Below are 19,583 nucleotides of genomic sequence, written 5' to 3' on the forward strand. Positions count from 1 at the left end.
TGGTGAGCGCGCCTTCTAAAAAACTATGCGCGGCGCGACGCTCCGCCTGTGGGATAGAAACGGGTCTGTGCTAAACTACCGACCGGAAGGGAGTGGCCGATATGATTTTGGTGGCACGTGACCCCGTTAAAAAACCTGGTCTATGGATTGTTGCGCACTTGAGAGTGGTGACGCCGTCCGGCGATCCCGTTTAGGAATATGACCAATAGCGCAGCCCAGCCTTTCCGCCGCCGTCAGTAGGAGGATTGGAGATGCCCCCCAAAAAATCGAAGTCGAAGAGCGGTAATGAGATGCCGATGCTGCACCCGAACGCGGCTGCCATCGACGTTGGAGCGACTATGCACATGGCTGCCGTGAGGGCAGATCGTTCACCAGAGTCAGTTCGGAGCTTCGGCACTTTCACGGCTGATCTGCACCGGCTGTGCGACTGGTTTACCGAATGCGGCGTCTAGACCGTCGTGATGGAATCGACTAGCGTGTACTGGATTCAGCTTTTCGAGCTTCTCGATGCCCGAGGATTTACAGTGTTACTGGTCAACGCGCGCGATGCCAAGCACGTGCCGGGGCGCAAGACCGATGTCAGCGATGCTCAATGGCTGCAGCGGCTCCATTCATTCGGATTGCTGCGTGCCAGCTTCCGGCCCAAAGGGCAGATTGCCGAACTGCGAGCTTACGTGCGTCAGCGAGAACGCCTGCTGGAGTACGCGGCCTCACATCCAGCACATGCAGAAGGCCTGGACGGAGATGAATCTTCAGCTGCACCACGTCGTCGCCGACATCACCGGTGCGACCGGCCTGCGTATCATACGCGCGATCCTTGTCGGCGAGCGCGATCCTGAGGCGCTGGCGTGCTTGCGCCATTACAGCTGCCACTCTAGCGCCGAGACGATAGCGAAGGCGCTAACCGGAAGCTACCGCGCCGAGCATCTGTTTGCGCTTGAGCAGGCACTTGCGCTTTACGACGCATACCACGAGAAGGCATCCGCTTGCGATGCACGGATCGAAGCCGTACTTGAGGAACTGATCATCAATCGCGGTCATTGCCATGGACCGGCGCCGCAGGCCTCGCGGCGTCGGAATCGAACCGATCAGGCGAATGCTCTTGCTTTCGACGTCCGCGATACGCTGTTCGCGCTACTGGGAAAGGACATTACCACGATCGACGGCCTCGGTCCTTACCTCTCGTTGAAGCTGATCGCTGAATGCGGCGACGACATCTCCTCGTGGCCAAGTGCAAAGCATTTTACTTCCTGGCTGGGACTGGCACCGAGCAATAAGGTCTCCGGCAGCAAAATGCTCTCGTCCAGAACACGTCGATCCGGCGGCCGGGCAGCGGCGCTTCTACGCCTTGCTGCCGTGACCGTGGGGCGTACAGACACCGCGCTTTGCGCATTTTATAGGCGGCTCTCAGCGCGCATCGGCAAGGCTAAGGCCGTGACAGCCACTGCCCGCAAGATTGCAGTTCTGTTTTACAATGCTGTGCAATACGGAATGGACTATGTCGATACCTGGGCGTCATCCTACGAGTCGCGCTACTGGACGCGAGTGGTCAACAATTTGCATCCGCGTGCAAAGGCCTTCGGCTTTGTTCTCCAGCCCTTGGAGCAGAAAATAGGTGCTGCCGTTTCTTAGGAATCATTCTCTGCGTCAGTTCGCCGATCTTGGCGTGCAGCGATTTGACATCGACGGCGGGCTCCGCCGGCGCCGCGCCTCCCGGCCCGAACACCCCGGAAGCAGCGCGCTCGAGCTGCGCCTTCCAGGTCGTGATCTGGTTCGGGTGAACATCAAAATGCTCGGCCAACTGGGTGATCGTCCGATCGCACTTGATGGCCGCCAATGCCACCTTCGCCTTGAAGCCCAGTGTATGGTTCCGGCGCGGTCGTCTGCTCATGGTCTCTCCTGTGCACGGCGATTATCGCCGCCGTCAGGCAGAAATTCCACTTATCGTCCTTTGCAGATTTCCGGCACCAGCTCACCCTGAGACATTTCACAACGCTACTCCGCTCCAAAGAATTGCGGCGCTTCCACGACCATCCATGCAATCCTTACTTCCCACTTGCCCGAGCCCATCGTATAAGCGGGCTTGACGCGATTTGAATTGGTAAGGCTTCGTGATGCTGGCAGATTTTCTACGCGAGCCGTTACTCGACAAGATCGACGTCGATTCCACCGACCGGATGACGGCGCATGAGGAAATTCTGAATAGAAAGCCGATGATCCGCGAGGTATTCTCCGAGATTCATCGCCTGATGTGGACCCTTAGCCGGCAATATCTCGACGGCAGCGGGCAGGACATCGAAATCGGCGCTGGCGTATATCCGATCAAGCGCAGTTATCCGTCGGTATTGGCCACCGACGTAGTGCCCTCCGCCAGCATTGACCGGGTGATGGACGCCCAGGCCATGGACGTCCCGGATGGATCGGTGCGGACCATTTTCGGGCAGCATTGCTTTCACCATTTGCCGCAGCCGGAAAAGTTCTTTCACGAGTTGCAGCGGGTGCTGGTGCCCGGCGGGGGCGCCGTGCTGGTCGAGCCGTACTGGAGCCCTGTCGCCTCGGTCCTCTATAAGCGGCTATTCGCGAGCGAAGGCTTTGACAAAACCGAGCAGAATTGGAACAGCTCCGCCTCCGGCGCGATGTCGGACGCCAATCAGGCGTTGAGCTACGTCGTTTTCAAGCGCGACCGCCAGCGATACGACCGGATGTTCCCGTCGCTGCCCGTCGTCCATCAGGCCCCCCTCGGCAACTACCTGCGCTACCTGCTGTCGGGCGGGCTGAATTTCCGCCAGTTGATCCCGGATGGATTGGCGCCTCTGGTCAAAGGGATCGAAGCCGGGCTGTCGCCGGTTAATCGCTGGATTGCCCTGCACCATGTGCTAGTGATCAGGAAAGCGAAAGATTGATCGAGCCTGAGAGATTGAAGGGCCCTACCCTCTACGTGCTCTTTCAGTGCGCGGCTTATTGCATCGACATTGGGTCCTTCTACCTGCTGACGCATAGCATCTGCCCGGATGTGCTGATCGCCAATTTTGCTGGGAAGGCGCTGGCCGGCACCTTCGCCTTCGTTGCTCACCGCTACGTCACCTTCTTCGCGCAGCAGCGGGAGCCGATCCTGTTTCAGATCGCCAAGTACAGCGTAGCCATTGTCGCCAACAGCATTCTCGCCTCGGCGCTCCTGATGGCGATCCATCTCGTGCTGGCCGACGTGCTGATCGCCAAGCTGATCTCCGATGTCATTTCAGTTGGCCTGTCGTTTTTCATCGCCAGAAGCTACGTATTCAGGCCACACGGCCCAGAGCGGCCGCTCTAGCGCAATCCCTGCCGCGTCTTGAGAATTTCGACGGCCTTCGCGACATCGTCGAGGTCCGAGAACGCCCCCATCGCCGCCATGTTGACCTCGATAAACTCGATCAGACACCAGCGTGTGCCGGCTGGCAGATTTGCAGCGATCGTGCTGAGCTTGCTGTCATTCTTCCAGCGAAGCCGCGCCGTTGACACGAACGGCGATTGCAATCCGGCCCTGACCATGCCGTCGAGAAAGCTGTCACCGATGAAGACGGCTGGCGGCAGAAAGCCCTGCGCGCCGGGCGCAGTCGTAGTCGTGGACTCGAATATTCCGATGTTGGAGCCCTGCTTGAGATCGGGACCCCATTTATAGTTGGGCTTCACCATCAGGGCTTTTTCCGATGGCGGCAGGAACAGTGGCATGAACGAGGCGATGCCCCCGCTCAACGGCACCAGATCGATTTCAAGGGGGTGAGACCAGGCCGAACGCAGCAACCCCTCACGCGCGCTGATGGCATCGACCGAAGCCTTGGCCACGAGGAATGCCGCGGGATCATTCCAGTGAAAATCGGTCTTATGGAAAATCTGCATCGTTGCTTTTGCCGCCTTCAAAATTGCAAAGCTGTCGATGTACTCCACGTTCGGCAACTTCCGAAGTTTATCGACCAGATCATCGATGCGCGGGTGCGCCGGCCGGCGCAACGCTGCGGTCGGCAGCTTGTCCGCATAGAAGCGATCACTCATCATATTGACGGTCAGGATGGTGTGAATACCGCTCGCGTTTAGCGCATCGCTGAACTCGCGCATGCCACGAACGATCCTTTCTTCGTTCGGTCCGGCGAGCATTTTCTCGACGGCAACTGGCTCGATATTCACCGTCGAGCGATAGAACAGCCAGCCATCGCTGCCGATCATCACCCTGTCTGAAGTCTTGAACACGCTATAATCGATCTGCGTCTTCAGCCGAATCAGCAACGGCCGTAAGCCGAAATGATCATTGAACCATTCGTTTGCGACGTGCGGAATACGCGCAAGCGGAGTTACCATGCTTGGCGCCGGAGCAAGACTGCGATTCTCGCTGACCTGTGTAACCGGGATGACGCCCGTGAGCATCTGAAATAGCGGCAAGAAGAGCAGCACGGCGAATGACAGGATGAAGGCGCGGGTTCGCATGGTTCTCTAAAACCGAAAATAGATGAATGGATTAAACCCATTCGTCGCCACCAGCGCGGCCGAATAGGTAAACAGCCCGAGCGACGCTAACTGTCGAAGCCAGCGCCGCGGCGCAACTCCGAGACTGTCGATGCCGGCTAGGCGGACACGCCGGCCGACCGGCCAGACGGCAACGATCCAGCCGATCGTAAAAAACAGGACCTTGTCCGGAGCCAGCACCACCGCGAGATCGACGAAAGCATCCGGCGAGACCTGGCCGACCATGGCCTGCAGAACGGCCAGGGCGTGGCTCAACGTTCCAGCTCGGAAAAACACCCATCCGACGACCACCAACAGCAATGTCAATGCCCACGCCAGCGCGGGCGGCAGCCGGGCGAGCAGCGCGCCGCCACCGGCGCGCTCGGCGACCAGCAATGCGCCATGGTAAAGGCCCCACAATAGGAACGTATAGGCGGCCCCGTGCCAAAGCCCGCACAGCACGAAAACGACGATCAGGTTGAAATAGGTTCGCCATGGGCCGCGGCGGTTGCCACCGAGCGGAATGTAGACGTAATCGCGGAACCAGCGCGACAACGTCATGTGCCAGCGACGCCAGAATTCCGTGATGCTTAACGACCGATACGGCTGATCGAAATTTTCGGGAAATCGGAAGCCAAGCGCGCGCCCGAGACCGATGGCCATGTCCGAATAGCCGGAGAAGTCGAAGAATATCTGCAGGGTCTAAGCCAGCGCACCGACCCAAGCAGCAGCCATTGTCAGCTGGCCTGCACCAAGATTGAAAACGCTATCGGCGACCACACCCATGCTGTCCGCAATGATGATCTTCTTGGCAAGTCCGATGCAGAACCGAAAAATTCCCTGCTCGACATCGTTTATGGCCACCGGCCGACGAATGATCGCGGTCTCGACTTCACGGTAGCGCACGATCGGGCCGGCAACGAGCTGCGGAAACAGCGTGTGGTACATGCCGAAATCGATCATGGTTCGGGCTGGACGGCATTCGCGCTGAAAGATGTCGATGAGATAGGACAGGCCCTGAAAGGTAAAGAACGAGATGCCGGCCGGGAGCAGGATATCCGCCAGCGCCAACGGGGGCCGCCATTGACCAGGCCGCGCACGTCGTTGGCGGCCGAGATGAAGAAATTCCAGTATTTGTAATACAGCAGTGGAATGAGGTTCAGCACGATGCCTATCACGAGCAGCAGCGTGCGCTGCAACGAAGACGAGCGGCGATCGATCATCAGGCCGATGACGTAATTGAAGACAATGGAAGCGATCAGCACCCAGGTCGCGACACCACCGTCAATGCTGTAAAATGCCAAGCTCGCCAGCATCAGCAGGCCGTTACGCCACCTCACCGGCACTAAAAAGTAGCAGGTAAAAAATACCGGCATGAAGGCGAAAATAAAGCCCGGTGAACTGAACGACATTGGGCTCGACTTGTCTCATCCCCGGGAATTCAGGCGCAGGCCAGGGGCCTTGCGGATTGCAATTTTCACATAACATGGCGCCGAAGCTGACGCAATTCACTGTCAGAGGCAGCAGGAACCCGTCATTGCCATACGAACTGGTATCCGGCGTCCTTCAGACGATCACCGCGAAACACCCAAGCCATGGCAAACCCTCGATAGCGGACTACGAAGTCCGGGGCGATGGCTGGAAAGCCGGCGAGCAAGCCGCCCGCGATCAGTTGCCGGTTCATCACGTAGTATGTGCCAGGTCCCGCCGGCCAGCCATCGCCAGTGAAGGGGCCGCCCCCGCTCTGATGAACCTTGCTGCCGAAGCGCGGATGCCATCGACCATTGTACACCGACCAAATGCCAATCTTGGCGCAATCGACGCCGGCGAGAGCACCCTTGTCTCTGCATTCTTCATCGATCAACTTGCCTGCAAGAATCGTTTCCTCTCCCCATCCGGTCCAGGAAAAATTGAGATGCCCCAGTGCGGGTGCGTCGGGCTCCGGATAATCGACCGTGATCGGCCGAAAGGCGGCATAAAGCGGCCGGAACGGCGAGACTTCAACAATCATCAGAAGCATCATGGCAGGCAGCGCCAGCCAGGCCCATTTTCGCGAGATAAGCTGCGGCATCCACACATCAACGATGCGCACGACCATAACGATAACAGTCCACAGGATCGGAAGGTTGAGATAGCGGTTGAAGGTCGGCGTGTTCATCAACGCCAGCAGGCCCGGCGTGACCACGGCAATCGCAAACATCACATCGAAGAACGGAGCCGGATGCGGCCGCCATGCGAGACGCATCGCTGTAACACAGGCGGCAGCCAGCAAGGCAGTGGGAAGCGCAGCAATAAAGACGCCGTAGGCGAAACCGACCGCAGCAAGGCGGTGCGCCGCAGCGCCGTGGGTGCCGAAATGCAGTTGCACGCCGTTCATCACGCCAATAGTCATGGCGGCATCGAGCGGAACCATGGGCGCGAAAAACGGGGTTACCAAGTACAGTCCAGCGATGCCCGTTACAGCCAGAAACACCAAACCAGTTGGAAAAACGAAGCCGGAAAAACGCGTCAGGTGCTCCAGGATCGCGACCAAGCGAGATCGCGCAGCCACTACGCAAGCTGCCACCAGCGGCAGCAATGCAAATGTCAAAGCGGCCGCCACCCAAGCGTACCAAGACCGCACGGCAGGATCCGCCAACGCATTCCCGATCCCGAAAATAAACCTCAAAGGAGCGTAAATCCAGACGGTCAACAGTTCCATGAATAGCGGCAGCGTCTTGATCAGAACATTAAGCGCGGGATCGCCGATCAAACTGATGGCCGCCAGGCCGAACGAGACCAGACTGACGACCAGCGCCAGCGTCATCGCCTTCAACGTCGACCAGACGGCCGTCCTGACGGGATGTAACCGACATGCCGCGCCCTCGAGCGCGCCCACGACCAAACAAAGCACCAAGAGGACCAGCGACGCGTTGAGCTTTTCCTGGGCCGCCAGCGCCGCGATGCCGAGGCCGACCCAAAACAGCCGGGTTTCCGTTTCGACGTATCCGCGCGTGACCAACAGGATCGCCAAAGTACTGCCAAACAGCGAAATCAGGTCATAATTGAGCGTCTTGAGGGCCACGTTATCGACCGGCAGCAAAAACAACACGCCCGTGAGCGCCATTGCGAACCAGAATCGCATCCGGAACGGCCATGGCAACAATATCGTAAGATTTCCGACGATGCCGAGAATGAGACCGATACCCAGCAGCCAGTGCACGCCTTTCAGGACGGAATCGATAGTGGCTGGCGTGGCCGAGATCAGTTGAAGTCCGCGCGTGATCGGAATCCAGATAAGATTGGCCGTGTGGGACGCGCCCTGCGCCCAGTTCGAGGCAATGTTGCGGTCCAACGGATTGCGCAGAACCTCGCCGAACGCGGCTTCATCCAGCGTCATGAACTGCGTCACCTCGCTTACCGACAGAAGTAACGCCAGAACCACGAAGATACCGGCGAGTAGGACCCCGGGTGTTTTCCAACCGACGAGTTGCACATTCGAGGCATGATTGGTTTTGAAGAAAAGCCGATTTACGACAAAGGCGACCGCCACAACGACAAACGTTGCCATCGCCGTTTCCGCAAAATTGATCTCGGTTACGAATTGCATCGGCTATTCTTGGTTGCAATCTGAGTCTGCGGAATTCGGATGCTGCAATTCGGAAGACATCCGATCGCCGCCCCACCGGTTTCAACGATTTTCGAACGGCATGGCACGATGCCAAACAACGCCCGTGCCGCGGTTCTGCCACGATTGAGGTTGTTCTCATATCCATTTGTGTCATATCCTGCCAATAGCTGAGTGGCCAGTTGGCAGCACCTTCGATATAGGCGATTAATCAAGCGCGCCATTGCAGAGATAAGGTGCACCATTCGCCAAATCGACATTGAGCAGATCGGCGCCACGCAACCTTCGCGGGCATCTTAGGCGTGGAAGAATCGATGAATCTAAAAGACCGCTGGCACAAGGCCTGCTCCGACACAATTGGCACCGACATGTTCTGGCGTATTGCGGTGGACCATCGCTCTCTCGCCGAGGAGGTGCTGCCACTAATTCACAGCTACGCCAGGGGTGTTGTCCTCGATGCCGGCGCTGGAAGAATGGCCTGGCGTACGGTTCTCCAGGCGCGCGCAACACACTATATGTCAACCGATTATACGGTTGAACATTCCGAGCTGACATTCTGCGCTGACCTGCAGGGCGCCGTTCCGTTAGGAGACGAAACCGTCGATACGATTTTCTGCTGCTCCGTCATGGAACATACCCCGGAGCCCTGGCGCGTTCTGCCGGAGCTGTGCCGCATCTTGCGCCCGGGCGGACATGTTATCCTTTCCGTCCCATTCGTGTATTATCTGCACGGCTGGCCCCACGACTACTTTCGCTTCACGCGCTTCGGCTTAACGCGCCTTGCCGAACAGGCCGGACTGCACGTCGTGCACCAGAGCAATGGTGGGGGCATATTCCGCATGGCTTGCCAGGCATTCTCGATGGCCTTCACGGCGCTGCTCTGGACCCCGGCCGCACCGTGGCTGTCGACCTTGCCCGCCGCAGCTCTTTATCGGTTGGGGCGGCTGCTCGATCGCTTCGACGGCGACGGACTGTTCTCGCAGAACATCCACATGGTATTGATGCGCCCCCCACGTACGGACATTTGAGATCGCTCCAAACCCGTGGAGCATTCGACTGTTATGAACTACGCAAATGCGGATCGAAAATCAGAACGCATTGTCTTCATAGACATCATCAACAGCGGAAGCAGAGCCGTGCCCTCCATCTCACTGTTTGTCGCTGGCGTCAAGGGGCTCAACTTCCTTCGGTGCATCATTGCCGAAACGCGGATCGACGTGATCTGCTCGTATCCAAGCAAGGGCACCCTGGGTGATTCCTGTCATGAGATTGAACAGCTCTGCCACGAACATTCGATTCCATTCGTGGAACGGAAGGCGCTCAAGCCGAAGCAATATGAAGCATCGCAGTTCATTTTTTGCGCCGGCTGGCAATTCCTGATCCACGAAATCGACCCGCGCTTCATTGTATTTCACGATTCGCTGCTGCCGAAATACCGCGGCTTCGCACCGACCGTTGCGGCGTTGATCGCTGGCGACCACAATCTCGGCGTGTCCGCATTCAGGCCCGCGAACGGCGTCGATACCGGCGACGTCCTGGAGCAGGAGCCGCTTCACGTGAGCTATCCGTTGACGGTGCGGGAGGTCTACGAACGACTTGGCTTCGCCTACGCTACTCTGGCAAGACGGTTGCTGGCCGCTGCTGCAACAGGTCCGCTAGTCGGCACCGCCCAGATCGAATCGGAAGCGACCTATGCGCTGTGGCGCAGCGAAGAGGACTATACGATCGACTGGAGCCAATCGGCCGCCGATATCCGCCGCTTCGTGGATGCGCTCGGCTGGCCGTATCTTGGCGCCAAGACGCGATATCAAGGCAATGAAATCAGGATTGAGCAGGCTGAAGAGCTTACGGACCTAGCTTTCGTCAACCGCCAGCCGGGCAAAATCTGGGCGATTGAACCGACCAAGAAGACGGCCGACGTGGTCTGCGGCAAAGGTATCCTGCGTATCCTGAAGGCAACTTCGTCCGATGGAACGCTTCAATTCACGTCGCTGCGTCAAAGGCTCGGCGCGTAACGGACGACTTCAGCGCGCCAGCGCCCGCTTCACCGCATCCGCCACGATATCGACATCGTCGCCCAGACCGATCCACAATGGCAAGCGCACCAGACGCGCGCTGAGATCGTCAGTACGGCCCAGGTTGCCGACAGTGCGGCCGAAACGTTGGCCGGCTGGGGCGCTATGCAGCGGAATGTAGTGGAAGACGGCATTGATGCTTTCCGCGCGCAGCGCCGCAATCAGCGCATCCCGCTTCGGCTGATCGGGCAGCAGCAGATAATAAATATGGCCGTTGGACACGACATCCTCGGGCACGACGGGACGACGCAAGATGCCGGTGTTCTCCAGCTCGGCAAAATGCGCGTGATATCGATTCCACAGCGCAATGCGCTGAGCCGTTAGCTCTTCCGCGATTTCCAGCTGCGACCACAGAAACGCGCTGATGATCTCACTCGGCAGATAGCTCGAGCCGAGATCCACCCAAGTATACTTCTGTATTTCGCCACGAGCGAACGCGGTTCGGTTGGTGCCCTTTTCACGAATGATCTCGGCTTTCTCGACAATCGCGGGATCGTTGATCAGCAGGGCGCCACCCTCGCCTGAACTAATGTTTTTAGTCTCGTGAAAGCTCAGCGCCGCGGTTTGCCCGATCGAGCCGAGCGGCCGGCCGCGGTAGCTGGACAAGATCGCCTGCGCGGCATCCTCGATCACGATCAGGCCATGCCGTGACGCGATCGCCATGATCGGATCCATCGCGCAAGCGACGCCAGCATAATGCACGACCATGATCGCGCGCGTCCGGGGCGTGATCGCGGCCTCGATCAGCCGTTCGTCGATGTTCAGCGTGTCCTCACGAATGTCCACAAACACCGGGACCGCGCCGCGCAGGACGATGGCGTTCGCGGAAGAACTGAAGGTGAAGGACGGCAGGATGACTTCGTCACCAGCCTGAAGCCCTGCCAGAATCGCGCTCATATCAAGCGCAGACGTTCCTGAGGTAGTAAGAAGAGCGCTTCCCACTCCAAGGTTGCGCCGCAACCATGCGCTGCACTGCTGCGTGAAGCGGCCATCGCCGGATAGATGTTGTTCGCCGCACACCTCGGTGAGATTTTTGATGGCGCGAGGACCAGCCAGCGGACGGTTGAAAGGTATCCGATACGCCATTTTTCCGATACTAACGCAGTGGCGGCCCGCCACGCTAAATACATTCAGCAAAATACGGGCCATTCGACGCCATCGAACCCCGACTTCCAGTTCGGGTCGATCATGTCGCAAAGACGATGGCATGGCTAGTGAAGAAATCTGGCACATGCAATCTGCCCTTTAATTGACAGCCTCAGGCTTGCTCTCCATACACAGCGATCGTTCGGACAGCGACGAACCACAGCTTCTCGGGCCCCGCGGGGCGACGAAATAGATCGCGAGGAAAGCTCGAGCCATGGCCAGCCGCGCAGCCGTTCCGAAAACAGGATCGCGCACCAGCCCTTACTATTCGCGTCGCTTCGAGCTGCTTTTTCTCGCCGCTGCCACCCTGTTTGCGTATGTCTACTATCGGGACGCCTACCGCCTTGGGTTCGACTGGGGCGATATGGGATCGTACGTGCAATACGTGCGTGACTTGACGCTCGGCGCCAAGTTTGGCGATGCGGTCGGATATGGTCCGCTCTGGTATTTTCTGGGCGTCGGGGTATTTCGCTGGTGGGCCGTCGACTTCGGTGCGGTGCTGGCGGTATTTCAGGTCGTGATCTTCGCTTCTGCGGCCTTAATATGGCTCGCCGCCCGCCAGGCCTCGGGCAACGCCATCGCGGCTGGCATCGTTTTCCTCTGCGTGCTCTGCGTGCCGCCGTTTTATGCGTCGGCGATTCGCATGCTCAGCCTCGCGCTCTTCGCCTACCCCCTGATCCTGCTGGCGAAGGCAGATGACGAGCAGGAATTCTGGCCGCTGGCTGCGACAGCCGCCGCAATCGGTGTCAATTTCGCACTCCGCCCCGATTTTGGTTATCTCTATTCAGCAGTCTTGGGCATCCTGCTGATACTGCGCGCCGGGCAGATCGGAAGGGGGGCGGGCAAGAGGCTGGGCCATCTGTCTAAACTCACCGCCATTAGCGCGGCATTCATCCTGTTAGCCCTTGCTCCCGTCGTAATTCATGCGGCGCTGCGGGGCTATCTTGAAGCTTTCTTAGCCGATTTGCTGAGTTACCCGGCGCGCTTGCTGTTCTTCCTCAGCCATGCGGGCGGGCTGGACGATGTGATCCAGGACTCCAGCCGTAAGACCGCTTCATTTCTCCGGATATTGCCGCTTGGCGCCCTGCTCCACGGCACGCGTGCCGAACGGGAATTTGCGTTCCTGATTTACTCGACCCTGGCCGTAATGATCGTGTTCGGCGTGAATCTCGCCTACCGCCTGATCGCGACACCTCACCGTGCCACAGAGAACCGGCTTCGGCTGGCGATCCTGATGATCGCAGCAACCCAATGGCCAGGTTTTGCACTGTTCAGACCCGATTGGGTTCATTTCATCAGTTTCATGCATGCCTACCTAATTCTGGCCGCCTGTGCGGCGCTATGGCTAATCCGCGATCTCGCGTCCGCAACATCGCACGCGCGGCTGGTACGGGCGGCTGCAGTCATTCTAATCGCCGCCCAGATGGGCCTGTTCGTGTTCTATGGCGTATTCGTGGACGCCAGCGGTTGGGGCACCAAACAGGCGCGGCGCGACTCCGTTTTCAGCGGCCGCAATGGCGTCCACCAATTTGTCTCAGCGGATGAGAAGCGTCTCTACACCGACATCTCCGACCTGATCGAGCAGAATTCCCGGCAGTGGGATCGCATCGTCTGTGTGCCCTATTGCGCCGGCTTCGCCTTCATGACGGACCGCCGGATCCTGTTCAAGGAGCACTACGTTGATGACGGAACCCCACTACTCTACCCAGGCTGGATCGACCGCGCCATCGCCCTCACCATGGAGGTGCGGCCACCCGTGGTGATGGTACTCGACTGGGCTCCCAATGGCACCGCGGACTCTCGCTTCGACGTCTGGGCGGCGCGCTATATGGATTATATCAAACGGACTTATGCCCGTTCCATCCAGTTCGGCATGGGCACGGCCTGGATCCGCGATCCAGCTTCGGCTATGCTGGAACGGCTAGAATCGGTAGTGGCCTATGGACCGGACAAGACCCTGCTCGGCGCTCCGTTCAACCAGCAGCCCACCGGAGAATCGGCGTTGTGGATGAAATTGTCAGCACCGGCGCGCATCGGAACGACGATCCTGTTCGATGACCGCCCGCTAAAAACGTTCGTTGATGGCATGGCAATCACCGCGCTCGTTCCACTTGAGATGCTGACCGCGCAGGGGCGTCACTGGGTGAAAGTCGTTAATGTCAACACAGGCATGACCACCCACGCGGTGCCATTCGATGTCATAGCGCCGCCGCAAGCCCCTTAGACCATGCATTAATGCATCGACAAGCACTGCGGAGCGGATTAATGAGCGCTGTTGATGTGAAGGATGTCCCTCGATGGTTACCGCAGTTCCCGATATCTTCGTCAAGGATATCGAAGCTTTCTTGAACGACACCCATGTCTCAGATTTCTGCAAGACGCCCATCGATCGCCTTGCGCGCGAATTCCTTTCGGTCGAGCGCAGCGCAGAACAGGTCCGGGAATTAAGCCGCTTCGCGCAGATCAGCCCAGCCTCTCGCGTCCTCGAAGTGGGCTCGGGTTTTGGTACTTTTGTCTATTATTGCCGCGCCAATAATGTTTGCGACTGTCACGGTCTGGAGCCGGGATTGCCGCCGTATGCTGCCACACTGGATATTTCCCGACGCCTTCTGGACTCCGCCGGTATTGCTGGATCGGTAATCGAAGAAGGCATCGGCGAGTCGATGCCTTATTCCGACGCTAGCTTCGACGCGATCTATTCTGTGTCTTGCCTGGAGCATACCCAAGACCCGAAGGCTGTATTGTCGGAAATTGCCCGCGTTCTGAAGCCCAACGGCGTTGCGGTGATAAACTTCCCTAACTACGGATCGTGGTGGGAGGGACACTACAACTTCTTCATGCTCCCTCACACGCCGAAGTGGCTCTTCAAGATCATCGCCCGATTACGTGGCCGTTCGCCGGACTTTGCCGATACCCTGCAGTTCATCACATACGGCAAGCTGATGGCCTGGCTGGCGCCTCTCCAAGACAGGATCGAAGTAGTCTCGACCGGCCAGGAGATTTTCCGCGAGCGCATCAACAGTCTGCAGTTTTCCGAATGGAATGGGGTCGGCGCAGTCAAGCAAGGCGTACGCTTGCTCAAGCGCTTGCATCTCGATCAACTACTTATCAAAGTCGGTACTAAGCTACATTGGGAAACGCCGTTCGTTCTGGTGCTTCGGCGCAAGGACTAAGCACACGCCGCTGCCGTCTTTCTGCGCCTGATCGCGCCACTTCCGTGCAGAGCGACACCAAATGCGATTGATCGGTCACCCTCTCTTCAAGCTTCTCACGACGATCTTGCTGTTTGTCCTCATCAGCCTGAAGGTCGACGTGGCCGAAGCGGGGAAAAGACTGCTCACGTTACCGCCGCTGTTCGCTGCTGCCGTCACGGCTACCGCCTTTTTCGCTTTACTGGTGCAGGCCTACAAGACCAAGATACTTCTTCCTGAAAGAAGCGTCGGCGCGATCCTGCGCGTAAGTATCGTCTCGCAGATTTACAGCATCGTGTTTCTGGGACAAGTCGGCGGCGATATCGCGAAAGCAGGCTACTTGGTGCGCACCCCCGCCGAGTTGCACCGCATCGTCGCCGCTGTCGTGTTTGACCGCATCACGGGATTGATCGGGCTACTGGTGCTCGGGCTCGCCGGTTTACTCTTTAACACGCAGCATTTCGATCCCGTCATCGCACCCACGCTGGCTTTTACTATGGTATTGCTGCTCACCGCCATGCTCGCGATGTTTTTCCTGAACGACGCGAGTGTGGCCAAACTGTTTGGCTGGCTTCCCGACCTCATCAGTCGGCAATTACGCGACACCGTCGTGGCCACTCACGTGTTTTCCTCGAGCGTGCGCACGTTGGTTGCATCCATTGCGATGGGCATCGCATTTCAGGCCGTGGTCGTGGCCAACTGCGCCTGGCTGGGCGCGGGCCTCGGGATCGACCTGTCGCTGGCAAGTTGGGCTGTCGTCATCTGCGTGATGTCGCTGGTGCTACTGCTGCCCATTTCGTTTGGCGGGATCGGATTGCGCGACGTCACGCTCGTGGGCCTGCTGGGTGGCTCCGGCGTCGCCACCGAACGCGCCCTTGCACTGTCGCTTGCCCTGCTCGGCCTGCAACTGGCGATGGCTGCCGTTGGCGGCATACTCACGCTGTTACCGTACGACAAGCCTGCCGCGGAGGATTGACACGCATGACGAGTCCCCGAGCTTGGCTTGCAATCGCTCAATCAGTCTTCTAATAGCTTCCCATCATGCAAACAGAGCACGTTTTCCACCAAGTCATCGCTCCTTTGGCGGATCTGCCCCTCGTGGGCCATGTCGGACAGGTGAGATCTATGATTTCCGTTGTGATCCCGATGTACAATGAGGCCGAGAGCGTCGCCGCGTTGTGCGAGCAGTTGAACGATGCCCTCGCAACCGCTCCGTGGTCCTGGGAAGTCGTCTTCGTCAATGACGGCAGCAGCGATGCTACCGTCGAGAAGCTGACGGACCAGGTGCGACATTTCCCCGATCGCTTCCGACTCGTGGACCTTCAGCGCAATTTCGGCCAGACCGCAGCCCTGATGGCCGGCATCGACCACGCTCGCGGCGACATCATCGTCCCGATGGACGGCGACCTGCAAAATGATCCCAAGGATATCGCACGGCTGGTGGCCAAGATCGGCGAGGGATTCGATGTCGTTTCCGGCTGGCGCCGCAACCGCCAGGACGCCAGCCTGCGCCGCGTACTGCCGAGCCGGATTGCCAACAAGCTGATATCGGTTATTTCCGGCGTGCACCTGCATGACTACGGCTGTTCACTGAAGGCTTATCGCCGTGACGTATTGGTGGGCTTCCGCCTCTATGGCGAGATGCATCGGTTTGTTCCGATCTTCGCACGCTGGCAGGGCGCTAAGATTACCGAGATGGTGGTCGATCATCATCCTCGCCAGTTCGGGACTTCGAAATACGGCCTCGAGCGCATCTTCAAGGTGCTGCTCGACCTGCTGCTGGTCAAGTTCCTAACCCAGTACGAAACCAAACCGATCTACGTCTTCGGCGGCGTTGGGGCGATGTTTTTTGCATTGAGCGGCATGGCAACGATCTACGCGTTCTGGCTCAAGTTCTTCGAGAACATCTCCTTTATTCAGACGCCGTTGCCGCTGATGGCCATGTTCGGCGCCATGACCGGTATCATGTGCATCCTACTTGGACTTATCGCCGAGGTTCTCGTCCGTATCTATTTCGAATCGCAGGGCAAAACCCAATACACCGTTCGCAATGTGATCGGTCAGGACGGCAGCGCGCCGGCGGACGGAACGAGGGCCGCCTGAATGTGCGGTATCGCCGGCTTCATCGGCCGCGGTGACGAAGCCGTGCTTACAGCGATGACGAATAGCCTGGCGCATCGGGGGCCGGACGGCGAAGGCCGTTACATTGACCGCGAAAATGCCGTGTATCTAGGCCACCGCCGCCTGGCGGTCATCGACATCGCCTTGGGCCAGCAGCCGATGTGGAACGAGGATGGTCTCGTCGGTGTCGTCTTCAACGGCATGATCTACAACCACGCCGCATTGCGCACCGAACTGGTCGCGCGCGGCCATGTTTTCCGCAGCCACCACAGCGACACCGAAGTGCTGGTGCATGGCTGGGAAGAATGGGGCTTCGGCCTGCTTGGGCGGCTGAACGGCATGTTCGCGTTCGCCTTGCTGGATCGGCGCGCCTCGCGTCTGATCCTCGCGCGCGACCGGTTCGGCGAAAAACCGCTGTTCTATGGCAGCGGCCCCGGCGGGATCGTCTTCGCTTCCGAGCTTTCGGCAATCCTCGCGCACCCCAGCCATGGTGGCCAGCCGATGGACCCGGCCGCCATTCGCAAATACCTCGCCTATGGTTTCTTCCCGGCGCCGCTGACGCCATACAGGTCGATTGCCAAGCTTCCACAGGGCCATGCGCTTGAGATCGACATCCGAACCCAGGAAACCCGCCTGCATCGCTACTGGCGCTTCGCCATTGAGGCGGACGCTGCGCCGGTGGGCGATCCCCACAGCCTGGCCGAAGAACTCGACGGCCTGCTGACGAGGGCCGTGGCGCTGCGGCTCGACAGCGACCGGCCGCTCGGCATCTTCCTGTCCGGCGGGCTCGACAGCAGCACTATCCTGAGTCATGCGGCGCAGCTGCGGCCGGCCGCCAGCATCGAGAGTTTTGCGATCGGCTTTAACGAAGAAAGCTTCGACGAGTCGGTCTATGCTGCCCAGATGGCCAAGCATGTCGGCTCGAACCACCGCACCGAGATGTGCGATCTCGAGACCGCCCGGGCGCTGCTGGCCGACCTGCCGTCGATCATCGACGAACCGCTCGGCGACAGCTCGATTCTGCCGACCTATATGCTGTGCAAGTTCGCCCGGCGTCACGTCACCGTGGCGCTGTCCGGCGACGGCGGCGACGAACTATTTGCGGGCTACGATCCCTTCAAGGTGCTGGCCAAGGCCGATCTCTATCATCGCGTGGTGCCAAGGCCGATACACGCCGCGATCGCGACACTGGCCGCGCGGATGCCGCCGTCGGATCGTAACATGAGCCTCGATTTCAAGCTGAACCGGGGTCTTCGCGGGCTCGGCCTGCGGCCGGCGCTCTGGAACCCGGTCTGGCTCGGACCTGCGTCGCCCTCCGATATCGCAGACCTGATGTCGGAGCCGGTCGATGCCGAGGATCTTTACAGCGAGGCCATCGCCGCCTGGGACAACTCGGCGAGCCCGGGCCTCGTCGACCGGACGCTAGAATTCTACACCAATTTCTATCTCGCCGACGATATCATGGTGAAGAGCGACCGCGCCGGGATGCGCAACAGCCTCGAAGTGCGCGCACCGTTCCTCGACAATGACGTGGCCGACTTCGCCCGCCGACTGCCCTCTTCGGTCAAGCTGCGTGGCGGGGTCTCCAAGTGGGTCCTCCGGCAATCCGCCGCCCGACGTCTGCCCGCCAACTTACTTGAGCGCCGCAAAAAGGGCTTCGGCATTCCTCTGGCGCGCTGGCTGCGCGACATGCCGGAAGCGACTCTGGGCAAGCCACCTATGTTGGACGCCGGCACGCTGCACCGCTTCTGGCAGGAACATCACGATCGCCAACGCGATCACCGCGGGGCACTGTGGTGCGCGCTAACCTTGCAACAAAGCCGCAAGCATAGCGCCTGACGATTCGGGCCGGAGAAGAATCTTGCAGAAGAATATTTGCTTTATACTCGACCATCTCGGCGTCGGCGGCGTACAGGAATTCATACTCAATTACTGCAAGTTTGTTCGCGGCAACAGCCGCGTCACCGTGGTTTCCATTTTCGAGAACGACTTTTACTCCGAACGCTTGCGCGCAGCAGGCGCCCAAGTGATTTTTCTGACAGAACGACCATACAGTTACGCTGCCGTCGTCGACCCGCGCTCGTTTCATGCCTTTTACAAATTTTATCGCGAAAACAGCGCGTACTTCGATGTCGTTAACCTGAAACTTTTTGCCGCCTTTGCCTATTCATCCATCATGATGCTGTGGCGCTCACCTAAGATAAGCGCAGGACTGGATTGCAACCGCTGCCAGCTGCCCTTCCCGATCCAGGCGCTGTTTTGGGCATTTGCACGACATTACCAGCGCTTCTATCTCAACGCGCTCCTGTGGGGCGACTACGCTGCCTTTGGGCTCAGTCCATCCCGGCTTCGCAACCAGATCTATCCCGTAACGCGCCGGGAGAGCGACACGCCGAAGCTCTACCCGAAGCGATTCTCCTTCCTGTCGGTAGGTCGCGGAATTCCCCAGAAAGGGCATGCCGACGCACTGGCGCTGTTCCAATTGACGAAAACTTTGCTGGACGGCGATGCTTGCCTGACCATTATCGGCGAAGGCCCGGCCATCGATGCGCTCAGAAGTGCACATCCGGAAGGCGACCTTGGCAATATCGCGTTTGCGGGCTCTGTTGACAATTATGACGACTGGCTGATCGGAGCCTCGGGGGTGATCCGCATGGCGGTCGGCGAGGACACAAACTCGGTGATCCGCGAGGCGGTTCTCGCCGGAAAGCTGGTGGCGACCAGTCTGGAAGGGCCCGGCTGCAGGGATCTGGCAGAACGGGGGCTTGTCGTTGCCATCGACCGCAACGACCTGCCCGGCAGTGCCGCCCGGCTGGCGACCGCGGTCCGCGGCATGAACCCCGAAAAGAGCGCCGAACTCCGGCTGGCGGCGGAAGCGCTTTGGCCGGGCGAAGAAGCGTACCGCGTCTACGATTAACGCCGCGCGGCGATCCGCTCACAAGAATGCACGCCCGTTTGGTGCCATGC

At 59.2% G+C, this 19,583-nt stretch carries 16 protein-coding genes and 2 pseudogenes; 11 read left to right on the forward strand and 7 right to left on the reverse strand.

Annotated elements, in window-relative coordinates:
• Positions 1-251: 251 nt before the first annotated feature.
• Positions 252-1,632: pseudogene (locus FIU28_RS27450) on the forward strand (IS110 family transposase).
• 13 nt (positions 1,633-1,645) lie between these two features.
• Here the strand turns inward: FIU28_RS27450 and FIU28_RS18915 are convergent.
• Positions 1,646-1,891, reverse strand: a pseudogene (locus FIU28_RS18915) (transposase); the annotation flags it as partial.
• 223 nt (positions 1,892-2,114) lie between these two features.
• On the opposite strand from FIU28_RS18915, the gene FIU28_RS18920 reads away from it, so the two are divergent.
• Complete coding sequence (locus FIU28_RS18920) at positions 2,115-2,903, forward strand: class I SAM-dependent methyltransferase (protein WP_246661018.1); 789 nt, start codon at positions 2,115-2,117, stop codon at positions 2,901-2,903.
• Entirely contained in the window at positions 2,900-3,310 is a 411-nt protein-coding gene (locus tag FIU28_RS18925) for a GtrA family protein (RefSeq protein WP_168209962.1), read from the forward strand. Before FIU28_RS18920 ends, FIU28_RS18925 begins: the two co-directional genes overlap by 4 nt.
• On the opposite strand, the gene FIU28_RS18930 is transcribed toward FIU28_RS18925, so the two are convergent.
• The 5 genes from FIU28_RS18930 to FIU28_RS18950 form a co-directional block, all read right to left on the reverse strand.
• Complete coding sequence (locus FIU28_RS18930) at positions 3,307-4,458, reverse strand: alginate O-acetyltransferase AlgX-related protein (protein WP_143574720.1); 1,152 nt, start codon at positions 4,456-4,458, stop codon at positions 3,307-3,309. The two genes, FIU28_RS18925 and FIU28_RS18930, sit on opposite strands and share 4 nt — an antisense overlap.
• Before the next feature lie 6 nt (positions 4,459-4,464).
• The gene (locus FIU28_RS18935; RefSeq protein WP_368039461.1) at positions 4,465-5,175 is read right to left on the reverse strand and encodes an MBOAT family protein; all 711 of its coding nucleotides are present in this window, start codon (positions 5,173-5,175) and stop codon (positions 4,465-4,467) included.
• Positions 5,176-5,178: 3 nt separating this feature from the next.
• Positions 5,179-5,439: a hypothetical protein gene (locus FIU28_RS18940; RefSeq protein ID WP_143574722.1), complete on the reverse strand. Its 261-nt coding sequence runs from the start codon at positions 5,437-5,439 to the stop codon at positions 5,179-5,181.
• A complete protein-coding gene (locus FIU28_RS18945; RefSeq protein ID WP_143574723.1) occupies positions 5,436-5,888 on the reverse strand; it encodes a hypothetical protein in 453 nt (150 codons plus the stop codon). The genes FIU28_RS18940 and FIU28_RS18945 overlap by 4 nt, the downstream gene beginning before the upstream one ends.
• 122 nt (positions 5,889-6,010) lie before the next feature.
• Positions 6,011-8,065: a hypothetical protein gene (locus FIU28_RS18950; protein ID WP_143574724.1), complete on the reverse strand. Its 2,055-nt coding sequence runs from the start codon at positions 8,063-8,065 to the stop codon at positions 6,011-6,013.
• Between the two features lie 332 nt (positions 8,066-8,397).
• Between FIU28_RS18950 and FIU28_RS18955 the strand changes: the two genes are divergently transcribed.
• Together FIU28_RS18955 and FIU28_RS18960 are read left to right on the forward strand one after the other, a co-directional pair.
• On the forward strand, positions 8,398-9,111 hold the full coding sequence (locus FIU28_RS18955; protein WP_143574725.1) for a class I SAM-dependent methyltransferase: 714 nt from the start codon (positions 8,398-8,400) through the stop codon (positions 9,109-9,111).
• Positions 9,112-9,144: 33 nt separating this feature from the next.
• A complete protein-coding gene (locus FIU28_RS18960) occupies positions 9,145-10,098 on the forward strand; it encodes a methionyl-tRNA formyltransferase (RefSeq protein WP_143574726.1) in 954 nt (317 codons plus the stop codon).
• A gap of 9 nt (positions 10,099-10,107) precedes the next feature.
• On the opposite strand, the gene rffA is transcribed toward FIU28_RS18960, so the two are convergent.
• Positions 10,108-11,307: a dTDP-4-amino-4,6-dideoxygalactose transaminase gene (rffA, locus tag FIU28_RS18965; protein ID WP_246660733.1), complete on the reverse strand. Its 1,200-nt coding sequence runs from the start codon at positions 11,305-11,307 to the stop codon at positions 10,108-10,110.
• Positions 11,308-11,518: 211 nt separating this feature from the next.
• Here rffA and FIU28_RS18970 point away from each other — a divergent pair, with 211 nt between their 5' ends.
• From FIU28_RS18970 to FIU28_RS18995, 6 genes are all read left to right on the forward strand, one after another.
• Positions 11,519-13,528: a hypothetical protein gene (locus FIU28_RS18970; protein WP_143574727.1), complete on the forward strand. Its 2,010-nt coding sequence runs from the start codon at positions 11,519-11,521 to the stop codon at positions 13,526-13,528.
• Between the two features lie 73 nt (positions 13,529-13,601).
• The gene (locus tag FIU28_RS18975; RefSeq protein WP_143574728.1) at positions 13,602-14,477 is read left to right on the forward strand and encodes a class I SAM-dependent methyltransferase; all 876 of its coding nucleotides are present in this window, start codon (positions 13,602-13,604) and stop codon (positions 14,475-14,477) included.
• 61 nt (positions 14,478-14,538) lie between these two features.
• Positions 14,539-15,471 carry a lysylphosphatidylglycerol synthase transmembrane domain-containing protein gene (locus tag FIU28_RS18980; RefSeq protein WP_143574729.1) on the forward strand — a complete coding sequence of 311 codons (933 nt, stop codon included), beginning with the start codon at positions 14,539-14,541 and terminating at the stop codon, positions 15,469-15,471.
• 149 nt (positions 15,472-15,620) lie between these two features.
• Positions 15,621-16,598 (forward strand): glycosyltransferase family 2 protein, encoded by a 978-nt coding sequence (locus FIU28_RS18985; protein WP_143574730.1) that lies wholly within the window; start codon positions 15,621-15,623, stop codon positions 16,596-16,598.
• Positions 16,599-18,455, forward strand: coding sequence for an asparagine synthase (glutamine-hydrolyzing) (gene asnB / locus FIU28_RS18990; RefSeq protein ID WP_143574731.1), 1,857 nt, complete (start codon positions 16,599-16,601; stop codon positions 18,453-18,455). It begins immediately after the preceding gene.
• Between the two features lie 22 nt (positions 18,456-18,477).
• Entirely contained in the window at positions 18,478-19,533 is a 1,056-nt protein-coding gene (locus FIU28_RS18995) for a glycosyltransferase (RefSeq protein WP_143574732.1), read from the forward strand.
• Positions 19,534-19,583: the final 50 nt, after the last annotated feature.

It is taken from the genome of Tardiphaga sp. vice154, from assembly GCF_007018645.1.
Taxonomy (GTDB): domain Bacteria; phylum Pseudomonadota; class Alphaproteobacteria; order Rhizobiales; family Xanthobacteraceae; genus Tardiphaga.

Bases quoted from the DNA above. Each gene is read 5' to 3' on its own strand.
- FIU28_RS18920 (WP_246661018.1), top strand. From the start codon at position 2,115: ATGCTGGCAGATTTTCTACGCGAGCCGTTACTCGACAAGATCGACGTC.
- FIU28_RS18930 (WP_143574720.1), bottom strand. From the start codon at position 4,458: ATGCGAACCCGCGCCTTCATCCTGTCATTCGCCGTGCTGCTCTTCTTG.
- FIU28_RS18940 (WP_143574722.1), bottom strand. From the start codon at position 5,439: ATGATCGATTTCGGCATGTACCACACGCTGTTTCCGCAGCTCGTTGCC.
- FIU28_RS18945 (WP_143574723.1), bottom strand. From the start codon at position 5,888: ATGTCGTTCAGTTCACCGGGCTTTATTTTCGCCTTCATGCCGGTATTT.
- FIU28_RS18950 (WP_143574724.1), bottom strand. From the start codon at position 8,065: ATGCAATTCGTAACCGAGATCAATTTTGCGGAAACGGCGATGGCAACG.
- FIU28_RS18955 (WP_143574725.1), top strand. From the start codon at position 8,398: ATGAATCTAAAAGACCGCTGGCACAAGGCCTGCTCCGACACAATTGGC.
- FIU28_RS18960 (WP_143574726.1), top strand. From the start codon at position 9,145: ATGAACTACGCAAATGCGGATCGAAAATCAGAACGCATTGTCTTCATA.
- rffA (WP_246660733.1), bottom strand. From the start codon at position 11,307: ATGGCCCGTATTTTGCTGAATGTATTTAGCGTGGCGGGCCGCCACTGC.
- FIU28_RS18970 (WP_143574727.1), top strand. From the start codon at position 11,519: ATGGCCAGCCGCGCAGCCGTTCCGAAAACAGGATCGCGCACCAGCCCT.
- FIU28_RS18975 (WP_143574728.1), top strand. From the start codon at position 13,602: ATGGTTACCGCAGTTCCCGATATCTTCGTCAAGGATATCGAAGCTTTC.
- FIU28_RS18980 (WP_143574729.1), top strand. From the start codon at position 14,539: ATGCGATTGATCGGTCACCCTCTCTTCAAGCTTCTCACGACGATCTTG.
- FIU28_RS18985 (WP_143574730.1), top strand. From the start codon at position 15,621: ATGATTTCCGTTGTGATCCCGATGTACAATGAGGCCGAGAGCGTCGCC.
- asnB (WP_143574731.1), top strand. From the start codon at position 16,599: ATGTGCGGTATCGCCGGCTTCATCGGCCGCGGTGACGAAGCCGTGCTT.